The 15,775-nt window shown below is 61.2% G+C and carries 16 protein-coding genes; 4 read left to right on the forward strand and 12 right to left on the reverse strand.

Features of this window, described 5'->3' with window-relative positions:
• Positions 1 to 3: 3 nt before the first annotated feature.
• The 7 genes from N1058_RS03980 to N1058_RS04010 all read right to left on the reverse strand — a co-directional run bounded on the left by N1058_RS03980 (position 4) and on the right by N1058_RS04010 (position 8,411).
• On the reverse strand, positions 4 to 2,535 hold the full coding sequence (locus tag N1058_RS03980; protein ID WP_265516189.1) for a sensor histidine kinase: 2,532 nt from the start codon (positions 2,533 to 2,535) through the stop codon (positions 4 to 6).
• 199 nt (positions 2,536 to 2,734) lie between these two features.
• A complete protein-coding gene (ahcY, locus tag N1058_RS03985; protein WP_265516190.1) occupies positions 2,735 to 4,132 on the reverse strand; it encodes an adenosylhomocysteinase in 1,398 nt (465 codons plus the stop codon).
• A 225-nt stretch (positions 4,133 to 4,357) separates the two neighbouring features.
• Positions 4,358 to 4,654, reverse strand: a complete 297-nt coding sequence (locus N1058_RS03990) for an HPr family phosphocarrier protein (protein WP_265516191.1) — start codon at positions 4,652 to 4,654, stop codon at positions 4,358 to 4,360.
• Positions 4,655 to 4,656: 2 nt separating this feature from the next.
• On the reverse strand, positions 4,657 to 5,058 hold the full coding sequence (locus N1058_RS03995; protein WP_265516192.1) for a PTS sugar transporter subunit IIA: 402 nt from the start codon (positions 5,056 to 5,058) through the stop codon (positions 4,657 to 4,659).
• 295 nt (positions 5,059 to 5,353) lie between these two features.
• Positions 5,354 to 5,800, reverse strand: a complete 447-nt coding sequence (locus N1058_RS04000) for an HPr kinase/phosphorylase (protein WP_265516193.1) — start codon at positions 5,798 to 5,800, stop codon at positions 5,354 to 5,356.
• A gap of 7 nt (positions 5,801 to 5,807) precedes the next feature.
• Positions 5,808 to 7,586: a stimulus-sensing domain-containing protein gene (locus tag N1058_RS04005; protein ID WP_420847938.1), complete on the reverse strand. Its 1,779-nt coding sequence runs from the start codon at positions 7,584 to 7,586 to the stop codon at positions 5,808 to 5,810.
• 123 nt (positions 7,587 to 7,709) lie between these two features.
• Positions 7,710 to 8,411: a response regulator transcription factor gene (locus N1058_RS04010; RefSeq protein WP_265516194.1), complete on the reverse strand. Its 702-nt coding sequence runs from the start codon at positions 8,409 to 8,411 to the stop codon at positions 7,710 to 7,712.
• Between the two features lie 330 nt (positions 8,412 to 8,741).
• On the opposite strand from N1058_RS04010, the gene N1058_RS04015 reads away from it, so the two are divergent.
• From N1058_RS04015 to N1058_RS04030, 4 genes are all read left to right on the forward strand, one after another.
• Entirely contained in the window at positions 8,742 to 10,352 is a 1,611-nt protein-coding gene (locus tag N1058_RS04015) for a phosphoenolpyruvate carboxykinase (RefSeq protein ID WP_265516195.1), read from the forward strand.
• Positions 10,353 to 10,468: 116 nt separating this feature from the next.
• A complete protein-coding gene (gene arfB, locus N1058_RS04020) occupies positions 10,469 to 10,903 on the forward strand; it encodes an alternative ribosome rescue aminoacyl-tRNA hydrolase ArfB (RefSeq protein ID WP_265516196.1) in 435 nt (144 codons plus the stop codon).
• A gap of 99 nt (positions 10,904 to 11,002) precedes the next feature.
• Positions 11,003 to 11,455: a peptidoglycan-binding protein LysM gene (gene lysM, locus N1058_RS04025; protein WP_265516197.1), complete on the forward strand. Its 453-nt coding sequence runs from the start codon at positions 11,003 to 11,005 to the stop codon at positions 11,453 to 11,455.
• A 111-nt stretch (positions 11,456 to 11,566) separates the two neighbouring features.
• The gene (locus tag N1058_RS04030; RefSeq protein WP_265516198.1) at positions 11,567 to 12,181 is read left to right on the forward strand and encodes an alpha-ketoglutarate-dependent dioxygenase AlkB family protein; all 615 of its coding nucleotides are present in this window, start codon (positions 11,567 to 11,569) and stop codon (positions 12,179 to 12,181) included.
• A 99-nt stretch (positions 12,182 to 12,280) separates the two neighbouring features.
• Here N1058_RS04030 and coaA read toward each other — a convergent pair whose 3' ends face one another.
• The 5 genes from coaA to hisH are packed head-to-tail and all read right to left on the reverse strand — an operon-like array spanning position 12,281 to position 15,774.
• Positions 12,281 to 13,240, reverse strand: coding sequence for a type I pantothenate kinase (coaA, locus tag N1058_RS04035; RefSeq protein WP_265516199.1), 960 nt, complete (start codon positions 13,238 to 13,240; stop codon positions 12,281 to 12,283).
• A gap of 32 nt (positions 13,241 to 13,272) precedes the next feature.
• Positions 13,273 to 13,596 carry a phosphoribosyl-ATP diphosphatase gene (locus N1058_RS04040; RefSeq protein WP_265516200.1) on the reverse strand — a complete coding sequence of 108 codons (324 nt, stop codon included), beginning with the start codon at positions 13,594 to 13,596 and terminating at the stop codon, positions 13,273 to 13,275.
• The gene (gene hisF, locus N1058_RS04045; RefSeq protein WP_265516201.1) at positions 13,593 to 14,396 is read right to left on the reverse strand and encodes an imidazole glycerol phosphate synthase subunit HisF; all 804 of its coding nucleotides are present in this window, start codon (positions 14,394 to 14,396) and stop codon (positions 13,593 to 13,595) included. Before hisF ends, N1058_RS04040 begins: the two co-directional genes overlap by 4 nt.
• Positions 14,393 to 15,127: a 1-(5-phosphoribosyl)-5-[(5-phosphoribosylamino)methylideneamino]imidazole-4-carboxamide isomerase gene (hisA, locus tag N1058_RS04050; RefSeq protein WP_265516202.1), complete on the reverse strand. Its 735-nt coding sequence runs from the start codon at positions 15,125 to 15,127 to the stop codon at positions 14,393 to 14,395. The genes hisF and hisA overlap by 4 nt, the downstream gene beginning before the upstream one ends.
• Positions 15,124 to 15,774: an imidazole glycerol phosphate synthase subunit HisH gene (hisH, locus tag N1058_RS04055; protein WP_265516203.1), complete on the reverse strand. Its 651-nt coding sequence runs from the start codon at positions 15,772 to 15,774 to the stop codon at positions 15,124 to 15,126. The genes hisA and hisH overlap by 4 nt, the downstream gene beginning before the upstream one ends.
• Position 15,775 lies beyond the last annotated feature (1 nt).

Here is a 15,775-nt window from a genome sequence, read left to right on the forward strand (position 1 = left end):
GGCCTATTCGGCAGCCGCACGCATGCCCCGCGGCGCAATGGGAAAACGGCAGATGACGGAGGTTCCCCGGCCTTCGCCGGTCTCAATATCCACCGTCCCGCCGTGCAGTTCGACAAAGCTCTTCACGATGGAAAGGCCGAGGCCGGCACCGCGCCGGCGGCCGCCGTTGGTACGCGGTTCGAAACGGCGAAAGATGGAGCGGAGCACTTCCTGCGACATGCCAGGGCCGTCGTCATGCACCCGAAACTCGACGCCATCCTCGCTCTGGCGCGCGGACAGGGTGATAAGGCTGTCTTCCGGCGCGTAGTTGGCAGCGTTGCTGAGCAGATTGTAGAGAATCTGGCGAATGCGGCTTTCATCCGCATGGAAGGAGAAGGGCGCGTCATCGACGGCGATTTCAAGCTTTATACCGTGTTCCTTGACCCGTTCGGAGATCAGTTCGGCGGCTGAGGTAACGATCGGCCTGATCTCAACCTCTCCGATATCCAGCTCCATGATGCCCGCATCGACGGTAGCCAGATCGAGAATATCGTTCACCACGGTCAGAAGCAGCGACGAGGATGAGCCTATATGGTCGACATATTCGCGCTGGCGCTGGCTGAGCGGTCCGGTCGTTTCCAGGGCCAGCAATTCGGTAAAGCCGATGATATTGGTCAAAGGCGAGCGCAGTTCGTAGGAAACATGCTGGACGAAATCGTTCTTCAGCTTGTCGGCCTTCTCCAGCGCCTCGTTCTTCTCCTTCAGCGCGCGCTCCACATTCACGCTGTCCGTCTCATCCACGAAGGTCATCATCACCTGGCCGTTGGGCAGGTGAATGATGGCGTAGGACAGGATGGCACCGTCGGTCAGTTCGGTGCGGCCATGGCTGTCACGGCGTTCGTCATCAAAGCCGGTGACAGCGGCCACAAAGTCACTCCATGGGCTCTCCTTCGCGACGGAATCGCAGGCGGCCTTGAGAATGGAGATATGCACATCGCCGTCGGCCAGCTTCTCAGGAATACGCCAAAGCGTCCGGAAAGCGGGGTTAGAAAGGCGCAAGCGCCCGTCCGAGCCGAACACGGCGACGCCCTCGGCCAGATTGTCCAGCGTCTCGCTTTGTACTTGGACGACGGCGTTGTAGCGGCTTTCCAAATCGATCTTCTCGGTCAGGTTCTCGAAGACCCACGTCACGCCGCCCCGTGGCTGGGGATTGGCAATCACCCGGACGGTGCGGCCGTCCGGCAGATGCCACCAGTGCTCCTCCGGCTCAACCGAGCGATAGGCGGAAAGGAGCTGTTCCTTCCAGCGCCGCCACTCGGGCTGTTCGGCGAGCTTGCCGCCGCTGCGCAGCCGGTCGAGCAGAAGCGCGTTTTCCGGGGAGCCGTTGAGAAAGCCGGAATCAAGGTTCCAGAGTTTCTGAAAGGCCTGATTGTAGAATTTGAGCTTCTGCTCCGCGTCGAAGATCGCTACGGCCGTGGTAAGCTGGTCGAGCGTGTCGGCGTGGCTGCGGACGGTGCTCTCGAACTCCCGCTTCAATCCATCCAGATCGCTCGTGTCCAGGGCTATGCCGGCGCTCCCTTCCGTTCGGGCGAAATCGGTTACCGAGTAGACCCGCCTGTCGCCGCCGACAACGGTCGTTACCTGCTCACGAAAGATCGTGTCGCTCAGATGCTGCTGTGCCAGGCTGTCTCGTGCGGGCGTGGGGAGAAATTCCAGGCCTTCGCGCACAGCCGCGCCGGGGCTTTCGGCTTCCACTGCCCGGGAATAGGCCTCGTTGACCCATTTGAGCCGGCCGGCCTGGTCGCGCAGCCAGAACGGCATGTCGAGCGCGTTGATCAGACCCAGCAGGTTTTGATGGTCGCCGGCGAGCCGCTGCTGCTCCAGCTTCAAGCGCGCGTTCGCGGACTGGGTGGATGACAGCGATAGGAAACGAACGACCGCATGCAGGGCCGACTTACGCCCCTCCACCTCAAGCAACACGCCGTCGCGCGTTTCGGCGACCAGGTCGAAGGCCACGCCCTTGTCGCGGAGCCCGGCCACCGCTCTGTCCAACGCGGAAGCCGAACGCGGCATGAGCCAGCGCCCGAATGCCAAGAAGGTGCTGCGCTCCAATGGGGCGCCGCTTTCGGCAGGCAGTTCACCCACGACATTGGGGCGGCCACCTTCACCCGGCCAGACGACGAGCCGCTGATCCTTGAGATTGAGGAGCGCCTCGGAACGGGCAAGGGCGCCGGAAAGTTCTGCCACGCGCGTGCGCAGTGCGACATTTTCCGCTGCGATACGGGCGCGCTGGCGTATCAGCCAGATCGCCGAAAGTAGCGCCGCTCCCATGACGCCGGCCAATATGGAAAGTTGGATGACTTCGACTGTGCCGACCGTGAGTCCGGCTGGAAGCAGGTTCGAGGCGTCTTGCGCCATGGCCGGATTGCCGGTGAGCGCCGTGCAGCCGAGGGCGGGCAACGCCAAGCGCATCAAGCCGCGAGCCCTGCGCAGCCGCGTTTTCCTATGGCCCTGCGGCCCTGCAGCCCCGCCGCACAGCGGGTCCAGCCCCGGCATGTCCTGTTCCTCTCCGCCGCATGATCGTCAAGACCGCCCCCGGTCCGCGCTGCGCTGAACTCAATACCGGTGGCGCCCTCGAATCACCGCACTGTAGCCGTTGAGCGAATCGGCGTGAAGAAGGAGCCGCGACAAAAATAATGCTGGCCTCTTTGTCAAGAGGCCAGCATCAATATGTTGTGTGGTATATCCAGCTGGATCAATACCTGTAGTGGTCCGGCTTGAAGGGGCCCTGAACATTCACGCCGATATAAGCCGCCTGTTCGGGCGAGAGTTCCGAAAGCTTCGCGCCCAGCTTGTCGAGATGCAACCGCGCGACTTTTTCATCTAGATGCTTGGGCAGCACATAGACCTTGTTTTCGTACTGGCTTGTACGCGTCCAAAGCTCGATCTGGGCCAGCACCTGGTTGGTGAAGGAAGCGGACATGACGAAGCTGGGGTGACCTGTGGCATTGCCCAGATTGAGCAGGCGTCCTTCCGAAAGGAGAATGAGGCGCTTGCCGTCGGGGAACTCGATCATGTCCACCTGTGGCTTCACATTGGTCCATTTCAGATTGCGCAACGCCGAGACCTGAATCTCGTTGTCGAAATGGCCAATATTGCCCAGGATGGCCATGTCCTTCATCTTGCGCATGATATCGAGGGTGATCACGTCCTTGTTGCCGGTGGTCGTCACCACGATGTCGGCGGTCGGCGCGGCGTCCTCCAGGGTCACGACCTCGAAGCCGTCCATGGCTGCCTGCAGGGCGCAGATCGGATCGACCTCGGTCACCTTCACGCGCGCGCCGGCGCCCGAAAGCGACTGGGCCGAGCCCTTACCCACGTCGCCATAGCCACACACGACCGCGACCTTGCCGGCCATCATCACGTCGGTGGCACGGCGAATACCGTCGACCAGCGATTCCTTGCAGCCATATTTGTTGTCGAACTTCGATTTGGTGACCGAATCATTGACGTTGATCGCCGCAAAGGGAAGCAGTCCCTTTTTCTGAAGCTGGTAAAGCCGGTTGACGCCGGTGGTCGTCTCTTCGGTCACGCCCTTTATCGCGTCGCGCTGGCGGGTGAAGAAACCTGGCGTCTCGGCCATGCGCTTCCTGATCTGCGCGAAGAGGATTTCCTCCTCCTCATTGCCCGGATTGGTGAGCACGTCCTCTCCAGCCTCGGCGCGCGCGCCCAGGAGAATATACATTGTCGCGTCGCCGCCATCGTCCAGGATCATGTTGGAAGGCTGGCCGTCACTCCACTGGAAAATGCGGTCCGTATAGGTCCAGTATTCCTCAAGCGTCTCGCCCTTGACGGCATAGACCGGCGTGCCCGTTTCCGCGATCGCGGCGGCGGCGTGATCCTGCGTGGAAAAGATGTTGCAGGAAGCCCAGCGCACATCCGCGCCCAGGGCCTTGAGCGTTTCGATCAACACTGCAGTCTGGATCGTCATGTGCAACGAGCCGGAGATGCGGGCGCCCTTCAGCGGCTTTTCCTTGCCGAACTCCTCACGGCACGCCATCAGACCCGGCATTTCCGTTTCTGCTATTTCGATTTCCTTGCGCCCCCAGGAAGCAAGCGAGATATCGGCGACGAGGTAGTCATTGGCGGCCATGGATTTTAGCTCCAGTTGGACAACGGGGCGCGGTATCGGGTCCGAAAATGAGAATCCATTTCGGAAACACGATGCGCAGATTCAATAACCTACAGCATCCTTGTGCGTCCGAAGGACGATGCGCTGTAGAGCGATCAGGCGCTTTGCTACCAGATTGCAGCGCTTCGGACAACGATATAAAGAAATCTTTATTCCTGCATGTGACAGGAATAAGCCAACAATTTTTCAGGTTTCCTCGCCGAAGCGGGCGGCAACCAATTCGGCCAGAGCATGCATGACTTCCTTAGCCTGCGGGCCTTCCGCCGTCACCTTGATGCAGCAGCCGGGGCTGGCGGCCAGCATCATCAGACCCATTATGGATGTCCCGCCGACCGTGATGCCATCCTTCTCGACGGTCACGTTGGCATCAAACGCGCCAACCAGTTGCACGAACTTGGCCGATGCGCGCGCATGCAGCCCACGCTGATTGACGATGGCAAATTCGCGTTCGATCGGGCCGTTACCTACCGTGGTCAGTGCCATGCTCATTTTCCGCTGAGCACCTGGCTTGCCACGTTGATGTACTTGCGGCCTGCAGTCTGCGCCTCATCAAGCGCTGCCGCCATGTCGTTGCCGGCGCGCGCGCTCGACAGCTTGATGAGCATGGGCAGGTTCATGCCGGCAACGACCTCGATGCGGCCGGCCTCCATGACGGAAATCGCCAGGTTGGAAGGCGTGCCGCCAAACATGTCGGTCAGGATGATGACGCCTGCGCCCGTGTCGGCGCGGGCCACGGCCTCCACAATGTCGCGGCGACGTTGCTCCATATCGTCCTCGGCGCCTATCGACACCGTTCCGAAGTTTTCCTGCGGCCCGACTACATGCTCGACAGCATGGCGAAATTCTTCGGCCAGCCGGCCATGGGTGACGAGAACGACACCTATCATCGAACAGAAACCCTTCCGTTACAGGGTCCGGCAATGGCGACGCGGCGGAATGCGACCGCTATTCCTTCACCATAAGTCAGATCGGTCAAGGCGACGCTCCGTCCGATTGGCACTTTCTGCTCCGACGTTCAAACATCTGTTCCCATTCGGCAACCATTATTTACCGCCGTTCCATCCAACGGTGCGAACGGATTACAAAGCTGCCTCACGACAGAAGGGGTATCTTGTCAACGGCGAAGCCGTTGACAAGTCCAATCTGCGGCGATTCGTCCAAAAATTCGCGATGTCTGGCAGGTCAGCCAAATGGCGGCAGGCCGAGACGTGCGCAGATGGCAAGGTTCGCGCCGGCCGCATCGCCGGCCGCCAGCACCAGGCACGGCAGGTCGACGCTTTCGATCCTGACCGCATCTTCCTCCGCGAAGCGTGGTGCCTCAACGGGTTCGACCAACCGTATGACGAGGTCTATGACCGCCCTCGGCTCATGTCCGATCGCCGCCGGTCCATGACCATAGGCTTCGGCCAAGCCCGCGATCGCGGCTGGAGAGGTACCGATCAGCCGGTCCCCCTTCCGCTCGAGCAGCACCTGATCGTCGCTAACCTGGCGGGCGAAAATGCCCAGGGCACGGCAATGGGAAAGGAGGGTCAGCATGAGCCGGGTTTTACCGGAGCCGGAAGGACCAAGGATGAAAACGCCATTGCGGCCCAAAACCAGCAGCACGCCATGATGGTTCTGTGCCGCCATCGCCGGCCTATTCGTCCGCAGGCAGGGCTATGACGAAGCGCGCGCCGCGGATATCGCCGGGCTTGGCGCCGGCGATGTTTTCAGCCGTCAGCGTGCCGCCATGGGCTTCGATGATCTGTCGGCTGATCGAAAGGCCGAGACCGGAGTTCTGGCCGAAGGCCTCGCCGGAGGGGCGGTCCGTATAGAAGCGCTCGAACACGCGCTCGATATCGTCGGCGCGGATGCCTGGCCCATTGTCTTCCACCGTCAGGACAATGCGCTTGGCCGAGCGCCCCATGCGCAAGTTAATACGGCCGCCATCGTCGGGTACGAAGGAACGGGCGTTTTCGATGAGGTTGGTGATGACCTGGCTTAGCCGCAAGTCGTGGCCGGCAACGAAGTAATTCTTGTTCTGCTCCTTCTCGGCGACCGTGAAGGTGATATCGACCTTCTTCTTGTTGCGTCCCACATCGCGGGCCGCTCCCACCAGGTCCGAGACGAATTGCCGGAAATCGATACGCTCGGCATCCTCGCGTACCATTTCGGCATCGAGGCGGGACGCGTCGGAAATATCCGAAATCAGCCGATCGAGCCGGCGAACGTCGTGCTGGATGATTTCCATGAGCCGATCTCGTGAGCGCTGGTCCTTGGCCAGCGGCAAGGTTTCGACCGCGCTGCCAAGCGAAGTCAGCGGGTTCTTGAGTTCATGGGCCACGTCGGCGGCAAAACTTTCGATGGCATCGATACGCGCATAGAGCGCCTTGGTCATATCGCGAAGCGCGATCGAAAGATTGCCGATCTCATCCTGCCTGTGGGAAAAATCGGGAATCTCCTCGCGGCTTCTCACGCCCCGCCGCACCCTTATGGCTGCTGCCGAAAGCCTCCGCAACGGGTTGGCGATCGTCGATGCCAGAAGAAGCGACAGCACTGCCGTCACGAAGGCTGCAACGCCGAAGACGCCGAGTATGGCATTGCGCTGCTCGGCGTTGATCTCGTCTATGTCGCCTTCGCGGGTCAACTGCAAGGCGCCCAAAACCGCGCGAAACCGCTGAATCGGGACGGCGACCGAGATGATATACTTCCCTTCGGCGGTCTGGCGCACCTTATAGCTGGGCTTGCCCGTGGTAAGCGCGCTCACCACCTCCTCATAGATGACGCCGCTGCCGCCCGGCACTTCCTCGTACCGCGGAAGATTGTCGCGAGCGAAGAATGCCGCGACGCGCTTGTAGATCCGCCACAGCGGATTCTCTCTCTCCTCCTCCAGCGGCGGCAGATCGTATCGGAGCACCTGCCCGCTGGCATAGAGGGGTTTGGAATCTAGAATATGGTCGCCCTGCGGGCCATAGACACGAGCCCTGGTGCGGGGATTGGAGATCAGCCGCCGCAACAGGGGTGCCACCGTCTCGGGATTGATGGGAAAGTCGAGATTGTCGAGATGGTCGACGCCCGGCTGCATGCTTTCGCCGGCTTGCAGCTCGAGCAGTTTTTCCGGTGTCAGCTTGAGCGTGTCCATCTCCACCGTCGCCGATGCCGCAATGGCGCCGGCAACGATCTCACCCTGCGTCGTAAGGCTGTCGATATGCGCCTCGATGAGGCCGTCGCTGTTCTGGTTGATGTAGAGGACACCGACGACCAGAACACCGATGGCGGCAAAGTTGAGGATGAGAATGCGGCGCGTGAGACTTGAAAACAGATAGTGCCCCAGCATCCGGCGAAGCAGGACCGCAACCCACCCAAGGTATCTGGTACCTGACCGGCCGGACTTGCCCTGAGCCCGGGTCTTCCTGTTTTCCGTGTCTGCCACCATACTCTTTCAGTCGCTTCAGCCGCCACCTTGCGTCGTACATGCATCCCGCGGTGCACGGCAACGCTCTAATATACTAGACCAGCCCGTCGCGCTTGCCGAACTTCAATCCAGAGTGGGAAGCGATCAGGCCTCGCGGAACCGATATCCGACGCCGTAGAGCGTTTCGATCATGTCGAATTCAACGTCAACCGATTTGAACTTCTTGCGCAGCCTCTTGATATGACTGTCGATGGTGCGGTCGTCCACATAGACCTGCTCGTCATAGGCCGAATCCATGAGCGAATCCCGGCTCTTGACCACGCCGGGACGCTGCGCGAGCGAATGCAGGATCAGGAACTCGGTCACCGTCAGCGTGACGGCTTCGCCCTTCCAGGTACAGGTGTGCCGCTCCTGGTCCATGACAAGGTGGCCCCGCTCCAGCGAGCGCGACTGTTTCTCGCCCGATTTGGCCATCCCCTCGCGGGCACTGCCCCGGCGCAGCACCGCCCGGACCCGCTCGACGAGAAGCCGCTGCGAAAAGGGTTTGCGCACGAAATCGTCCGCGCCCATTTTCAGTCCGAAGAGCTCGTCGATCTCGTCATCCTTCGATGTCAGGAAGATCACTGGAATGTCGCTCTTCTGGCGCAGCCGGCGCAGGAGCTCCATCCCGTCCATGCGCGGCATCTTGATATCCAAGATGGCCAGATTGGGCGGGCGGGCGGTCAACCCTTCCAGCGCCGATGCGCCATCCGTATAGGTCTCGACGCGATAGCCCTCGGATTCCAGCGCGATCGAAACCGACGTCAGAATATTGCGATCATCGTCGACTAGCGCGATCGTTGCCATCTCTAGCGGCTCCCTCATGTGCAGTGTCCCTTCTGCTGCGTTGGGCGCAGTTGCAGGACAAATTAGGTACAAAATGTGGCACATTCACCGGCCAAAGTCACTTCGCCGCACCCGGGCGGCGCCTGTGACGGAATTGACCACGGCAATTGGGTGCGCGCCCACGGAATTTCAGCGGAATAAAACCGATTAAACTCGGAATTTAAATATTTAAATCGATTAATGATTTGAAATCACTTGGCTTTTCTGTTTCAGACATCGCCTGCCTGCCGATAGGGGTTGCTGCCCTGTTGCTGGCTGGCACAAGAAGCAACAGGAACCAGGTGCGCCCCGATGAAAGAAACCGGACCTCGCAACCCAGATTGCGGAATTGAGAAAACCCGCCTGAAGACCACTGGCAACGTCTTCTATAACCTTACCGTGCCCGATCTTTGTGAGGAGGCTATCCGCCGCGGCGAAGCCCAGCTGACAGCGCATGGCGCGCTGGTGGCGCGCACGGGGCAGCATACGGGCCGCTCGCCAAAGGACAGATTCGTCGTGCGCGACGCAGACAGCGAAGAGCCGGTGTGGTGGGGCAACAACCAGCCGATCACGCGCGATCAGTTCGAGGCCATCTACGCCGATTTCCGCGCTCAGGCAGCCGATCGCGATCTTTTCGTGCAGGATCTGGTGGGCGGCGCCGATCCGCAGAACAGTCTGCCGGTGCGTGTGGTGACGGAGTTCGCCTGGCATTCGCTGTTCATCCGCAACCTGCTCATCCGCCCGGCGCGCGATGCGCTTGCGCGTTTCATACCGCAGATGACGGTGATCGACCTTCCGTCCTTCAAGGCCGACCCGGCACGTCACGGATGCCGCAGCGAAACTGTGATCGCCATCGACCTGTCGCGCATGATCGTGCTGGTCGGCGGAACGGCCTATGCCGGCGAAATGAAGAAATCCGTCTTCACCGCGCTCAACTATATCCTGCCTGAAAAAGGCGTCATGCCGATGCATTGTTCGGCAAATGCCGGGCCCGCGGGCGACGTGGCCGTCTTCTTCGGCCTGTCGGGCACCGGCAAGACAACCCTTTCGGCCGATTCGTCCCGGACACTGATCGGCGATGACGAACATGGCTGGGGTGAGGACGGCGTTTTCAATTTTGAGGGCGGCTGCTACGCCAAGACTATTCGTTTGTCAGAGGAGGCGGAGCCCGAAATATTCGCCACAACGCGGCGTTTCGGCACCGTGCTGGAGAACGTGGTCCTCGACGAAGGCCGGGTTCCCGATTTCGACGACGGCAGCCTCACCGAGAACACGCGCTGCGCCTATCCGCTCGATTTCATCCCGAATGCCAGCGCAAGCGGACGAGCGGGCCAGCCGAAGAACATCATCATGCTGACGGCGGACGCTTTCGGCGTGCTGCCGCCCATTGCCCGGATGACGCCGGCGCAGGCTATGTATCATTTCCTTTCGGGCTACACGGCTAAGGTGGCCGGCACAGAACGCGGCGTCACCGAGCCGGAGGCAACGTTCTCGACCTGCTTCGGCGCGCCTTTCATGCCCCGCCACCCGTCAGTCTACGGTAATCTTCTGCGCGAGCTTATCGCGAGCCACGGGGTCAATTGTTGGCTGGTGAACACCGGCTGGACCGGCGGTGCCTATGGCGTGGGACAGCGCATGCCGATCAAGGCCACGAGGGCGCTGCTCTCAGCTGCGCTCGACGGATCGCTGGTCGACGCGCAATTCCGGATCGATCCGCACTTCGGCTTTGAGGTCCCGGTGGAAGTTCCCGGCATCGACAGTACGATACTCGACCCACGCTCGACCTGGGCGGACAAGGCAGCCTATGACGCGCAGGCCGAGAGGCTGGTCGGCATGTTCGTGGACAATTTTGAAGCGTTCCAGGCCCATGTCGACGCCGACGTGCTGAACGCTTCGCCGCAAATCCGGCAGGCAGCCGAATAGGCCAGTCGACAGGCCAACCGAACAGGGGTTGCCCGCGCCGGCGGCTTTGATACATGTTAATGGCCCCGTCCAACCGGGCCATTTTCGTTTGGCAACAGGAAGCCAGGCCGACACGCATGCCCGAACCAGCTCTCATCATCCGGCCTGGCATCTTCGTCGACGAAGATGAGTTGGACGAACAGTTCATCCGGTCTTCCGGCCCCGGCGGCCAGAACGTCAACAAGGTGGCGACGGCGGTTCAATTGCGGTTCGACGCTGCCAATGCCCGCAACCTGCCCGAGCGTATCAGGCAGCGGGCGCTACAACTTGCCGGCAGCCGGGCGACCAAGGACGGCGAGATACTGATTGAGGCAGGGCGCTACCGGACACAGGAGTTGAACCGGGCCGATGCGCGCGACCGTCTCATGGAGCTGCTCAAGCGCGCCGCCGAGCCGCCGCCCAAACCACGCAAGAAGACCAAGCCCTCCCGCGGGGCGGTCGAGCGCCGCCTCAAGGCCAAGGCCGGCCGCTCACAGGTGAAAAAGATGCGGGGCCGGATAAAGCCTGAATGATCGGCCTGCCACATGCCCGATCCGAAGGACCGTTTTCCGGTTGAAATATTTTGGCGTTACACGTCAAATGGCGTGCAGTTCAAACGGGAGCATATTGCAATGGGCATTTTTGATTTTGTGAAGTCGGTCGGCAAGAAGCTGGGCGTCGTCGACGACGAGGCACCGGAAGCCAGCGAACTCAAGAAAGAGCTCGATTCGCACAAGCTCGGCACCGACAAGGTCGACATCGAGGTCCAGGGCGACAAGGTCGTGCTCAAGGGCGAGGTCGCCGATCAATCGGCCTTCGAAAAGGCCGTCATCGCCGTCGGCAATACGCTCGGCGTTTCCAAGGTCGAGGCAGGCGAGCTGAAGGTGGCCGAGGCGGGCGGCGAAGTCAGGGACCCGGTATTCTACACGGTCAAGAAGGGCGACAATCTCTGGAAGATCGCGGAGGCCAATTACGGCAAGAGCAATGGTGCGAAGTACACAATCATCTTCGAGGCAAACAAGCCCATGCTGACCCATCCGGACAAGATCTACCCAGGCCAGGTGCTGCGCATTCCCGCGTTGTAAGCGCTGGACGCGCTTCGACAAGGATCGGGTGGCGCACCAAACCTCAAGCTGGCATCATGATACCCCGGACGCCGGAACGTCCGGGGTTTTTGCATTTTTCGGGACCCTGCCATGATTCAGCTGCCGCCAGGCATACGTCATATCCCCGGCCATCTTGACATGGATGCGCAACGGTTGCTGGTCGACGAGATTAGAAGAGTCGTGGCCGATGCGCCGCTCTACGTGCCCGCCATGCCGCGGACCGGCAAACCGATGCGCGTGCGGATGACCAATTGCGGCGCGCTGGGTTGGGTTACCGACAAGGAGCGGGGCTACCGCTATCAGGCAACGCATCCGGTAACCGGCAGGCACTGGCCGCCGATCCCGCCCGGGCTTTTGCGGCTATGGGACGACTTTTCCAGATACCCGCATCCGCCCGAAGCCTGCCTAGTGAATTTCTATGACCCCCGTGCCAGGATGGGCCTTCACCAGGACCGGGACGAGGAGGATTTCGACGCTCCGGTCGTTTCTGTATCGCTAGGGGACGCCTGCCTGTTTCGCGTGGGCGGAACGAAGCGCGCGGACGCCACCATGTCACTGCGGCTGGAGAGCGGAGATGTGGTGCTGCTCGCTGGCGAGGGAAGGCTCTGCTACCACGGCGTCGACCGCATCTATCCCGAGACGTCGACCATTCTCAAAGGCGCCGGGCGCATCAATCTGACCTTGCGCCGGGTAACTAAGCCCTAGATCAAGATGGCGATTTCGTTGAACCGCCGTCTTGGTCTATCTCCTTGTTGTAGCGCGATCTTTTCCGAAAACCGGTACCCACTTTTCGGGATCGTTCCCCTAAAGCTTCCGCAGCGCCACTTCCTCCACCAGATGATTGGCGCCTTTGCGCAGGATGAGATCGGCGCGGGGGCGGGTGGGCAGGATGTTTTCTTTCAGGTTCTTCAAATTGATGTTGTTCCAGAGCTGCTCCGCGATGGTATGTGCGGCATCGGCTGAAAGCCCTGAATAGCGATGGAAGAAGGATTGCGGGTCCCTGAAGGCGGTATCGCGCAGCCGCATGAAGCGATCGACATACCATTGATGGATCAGTTCTTCCGGCGCGTCGATATAGATCGAGAAATCGAAAAAGTCGGAAACCACCGGCACCGCTTTGCCGTCCACGGGCAACTCACGTGTCTGTAACACATTGATGCCCTCGAAAATGAGAATGTCGGGCCGGTCTATGGTGACGAACTCGCCGGGCAATACGTCATAGGTCAGATGCGAATAGAGCGGCGCCCGCATATTGGGCAGCCCCGCCTTTATGCCCGACAGGAAGCGCAAAATGGCGCCGACGTCATAGCTGTCGGGAAAGCCCTTGCGGTCCATCAGGCCTTCCCGCCGCAGCACCTCATTCGGATAGAGAAAGCCGTCGGTAGTGACGAGGTCGACCTTGGGGCTCGACGGCCAGCGGGCCAGAAGTTCCTTCAGCACACGCGCCGTGGTGGACTTGCCGACCGCGACCGAACCGGCGATGCCGATGATAAATGGAGCCTTGACCGCGTCGTCGACGTCGAAGAAGACTTGGCGCTGGCGAAATAGAAGCTGGCTGGCTTCGACATGCGCCGAAAGGAGCCGCGACATGGACAGGTAAATGCGGCGCACTTCGTCCAGGTCGACGGGGTCGTTCAACGATCGAAGCCGGCGAACCTCGTCTTCGGACAGGGTGAGCGGCGTGTCGGCGCGAAATTTTGCCCAGCGCTCGGCGGAAAAGAAGCGGTAAGGAGAGTAGCGTTCCCCCGCAACCAGTTGATCCATGCGCCGTGATCCCCTTTCCGCCTCCGGCCGGTTCATTTCGCTCGGCGGGCGGCCTTCTCGGCAATGCCCGTGCGCGACGTACGGCTTTCCAATTCGGCCATCACCTCGTCCAACGGCACTTCGGCCAGGGCCAGGACAACCAGCCAATGATATAGAAGATCAGCGCTTTCGGAAACGACCCCCTTACGATTCCCGCCCACTGCAGCGATAACCGTCTCGACGGCCTCCTCGCCAAGCTTTTGGGCGGCTTTTTCCATGCCTGCGGCATAGAGCTTGGCCGTCCAGGAATTGGCGTCGCCAGAGCGGGCGCGCTCGGCGACGATGGCCTCCAGTCGCGCCAGATCGAAAGTGCTCATCTTGTCGCTGCCTCGCCTTGTGTCGGGTCGAGCCGCATGGCCAAGCCGTGATCGGCCATGAAGCGTTTCGCTTCGCCGATTGTATAGGTGCCAAAGTGGAAAATCGATGCCGCCAACACAGCGGCGGCATGGCCCTGCTTAACACCGTCGACCAGATGATCGAGCGTGCCGACACCGCCCGAGGCGATCACCGGCACACGCACCGCATCAGCCACCGCACGCGTCAGCCCTATGTCGTAGCCGGCCTTGGTACCGTCGCGATCCATGGAGGTCAGCAGGATTTCCCCAGCACCGAGATCGACAACGCGGCGGGCGAACTCGACGGCGTCCATGCCGGTGGCGTTGCGTCCGCCATGGGTGAAGATTTCCCAGCGGGCGATTGCACCCTTCCCGGACACCTTCTTGGCGTCGATGGCGACGACAATGCACTGGTCACCGAATCTGTCAGCCGCGCGGGCAACGAAATCCGGATTCTTTACCGCCGCCGTGTTGATAGACACCTTGTCGGCGCCGGCAAGCAGCAGCTTGCGGATATCCGCCACCTCGCGAACGCCGCCACCCACGGTCAGCGGCATGAAGCACTGTTCGGCCGTGCGCGCCACGACATCGAAGATTGTCTCGCGATTGTCGCTGGAGGCGGTGATGTCGAGAAAGCACAGTTCGTCCGCGCCGGCTGCGTCATAGGCCTTGGCCGCTTCAACCGGATCACCGGCATCGATCAGATCGACAAAGTTCACGCCCTTGACTACACGTCCGTCCTTGACGTCCAGGCAGGGGATGACACGGGATTTGAGCGTCATGATTGCGCCTCGCGCAGGAGCCGCAGCGCCTCGGCCGGATTGATGCGCCCGTCATAGAGAGCGCGGCCCGATATCGCGCCTTCCAGCTTGGCCGCGTCAGGCATGGTCATGCGCACGATATCGGTGATGGAGGCGAGCCCGCCGGAAGCGATGATGGGTATATCGACGGCTCCAGCAAGGTCTATAGTCGCGTCCCAGTTGATGCCAGCCAGGACGCCGTCGCGGTCGATATCGGTGTAGATGATCGCGGCCACACCGGCTCCTTCAAAACGTTCTGCCAGTTCCACTGCCGAAAGCTCTGACGTCTCGGCCCAGCCTTCAACCGCGACGTGACCACCGCGCGCGTCTATGCCCACGGCGATCCTTCCTGGAAACCGGCGGCAGGCTTCACGCACCAGCTCAGGGTCGCGCACCGCCACGGTGCCGAGGATGACGCGGGCGAGACCCTTGTCCAGCCATGCCTCGATCTGCTCGAGTGTGCGGATGCCGCCGCCGAGCTGCACCGGGTTCTTCGTCGCCGCCAGGATCGCCTCGACCGCCGCACCGTTGACGCTCGTGCCGGCGAAGGCGCCGTCGAGGTCGACCACATGCAGCCATTTAAACCCCTGCTCCTCGAAGGCTTTTGCCTGGGCAGCGGGGTCGGCATTGTAGACGGTCGCCTGGCTCATCTCGCCGAGCTTCAGGCGCACGCACTGGCCTTGCTTAAGGTCGATGGCGGGGAAAAGGATCATGGCTTCCACTTCAGGAAATTGGCAATGAGCGCTAGGCCAAGCCGCTGGCTCTTTTCGGGATGAAACTGGGTGCCGGCCAGATTGTCGCGCGCCACTGCCGCGGTGACGGGACCGCCGTAATCGGTCTGTGCCAGCACGTCCTCCTCCTGTTCCGCATCGAGATGATACGAATGCACGAAATAGGCGTGCAGGCCGTCCGGTCCGGTGGGGATGCCGGTAAACAACGGGTGGTCATGTTTCACGTGAATCGTGTTCCAGCCGATCTGGGGAATTTTCAAGCTCGAGTCGGAGGGCGTCATTTCCTTCACGTCGCCCTTGATCCAGCCAAAGCCTTCCGTAACCGTCTTCTCCAGCCCGCGCTGGGACATGAGCTGCAAGCCGACACAAATGCCCAGGAAGGGTCGCGACTTGTCAATCGCCGTTTCGCCGATCGCCTCGACCATGCCAGGCACCGAATCAAGGCCCGCCCGACAGGCCGCATAGGCGCCGACACCAGGCAGAACGATCCGATCCGCAGTGCGCACGCGGCCAGCATCGGCCGTCAGTTCGATCTCTGCAGAAATGCCGGCCTCGCGGGCAGCACGCTCGAAGGCCTTGGTGGCTGAACGGAGATTGCCGGAGCCATAGTCGATGATTGCAACGCGCATG

The organism is Nitratireductor luteus, from assembly GCF_026162365.1.
Lineage (GTDB): Bacteria > Pseudomonadota > Alphaproteobacteria > Rhizobiales > Rhizobiaceae > Chelativorans > Chelativorans luteus.

Coding starts and splice junctions, on each gene's coding strand:
- hisF (WP_265516201.1), bottom strand. CDS start 14,396: ATGACGCTCAAATCCCGTGTCATCCCCTGCCTGGACGTCAAGGACGGA.
- N1058_RS04040 (WP_265516200.1), bottom strand. CDS start 13,596: ATGAGCACTTTCGATCTGGCGCGACTGGAGGCCATCGTCGCCGAGCGC.
- hisA (WP_265516202.1), bottom strand. CDS start 15,127: ATGATCCTTTTCCCCGCCATCGACCTTAAGCAAGGCCAGTGCGTGCGC.
- N1058_RS04000 (WP_265516193.1), bottom strand. CDS start 5,800: ATGGCGGCACAGAACCATCATGGCGTGCTGCTGGTTTTGGGCCGCAAT.
- coaA (WP_265516199.1), bottom strand. CDS start 13,240: ATGGATCAACTGGTTGCGGGGGAACGCTACTCTCCTTACCGCTTCTTT.
- ahcY (WP_265516190.1), bottom strand. CDS start 4,132: ATGGCCGCCAATGACTACCTCGTCGCCGATATCTCGCTTGCTTCCTGG.
- arfB (WP_265516196.1), top strand. CDS start 10,469: ATGCCCGAACCAGCTCTCATCATCCGGCCTGGCATCTTCGTCGACGAA.
- N1058_RS03995 (WP_265516192.1), bottom strand. CDS start 5,058: ATGATAGGTGTCGTTCTCGTCACCCATGGCCGGCTGGCCGAAGAATTT.
- N1058_RS04015 (WP_265516195.1), top strand. CDS start 8,742: ATGAAAGAAACCGGACCTCGCAACCCAGATTGCGGAATTGAGAAAACC.
- hisH (WP_265516203.1), bottom strand. CDS start 15,774: ATGCGCGTTGCAATCATCGACTATGGCTCCGGCAATCTCCGTTCAGCC.
- N1058_RS04005 (WP_420847938.1), bottom strand. CDS start 7,586: ATGGTGGCAGACACGGAAAACAGGAAGACCCGGGCTCAGGGCAAGTCC.
- N1058_RS04010 (WP_265516194.1), bottom strand. CDS start 8,411: ATGGCAACGATCGCGCTAGTCGACGATGATCGCAATATTCTGACGTCG.
- N1058_RS04030 (WP_265516198.1), top strand. CDS start 11,567: ATGATTCAGCTGCCGCCAGGCATACGTCATATCCCCGGCCATCTTGAC.
- N1058_RS03990 (WP_265516191.1), bottom strand. CDS start 4,654: ATGGCACTGACCACGGTAGGTAACGGCCCGATCGAACGCGAATTTGCC.
- N1058_RS03980 (WP_265516189.1), bottom strand. CDS start 2,535: ATGCCGGGGCTGGACCCGCTGTGCGGCGGGGCTGCAGGGCCGCAGGGC.
- lysM (WP_265516197.1), top strand. CDS start 11,003: ATGGGCATTTTTGATTTTGTGAAGTCGGTCGGCAAGAAGCTGGGCGTC.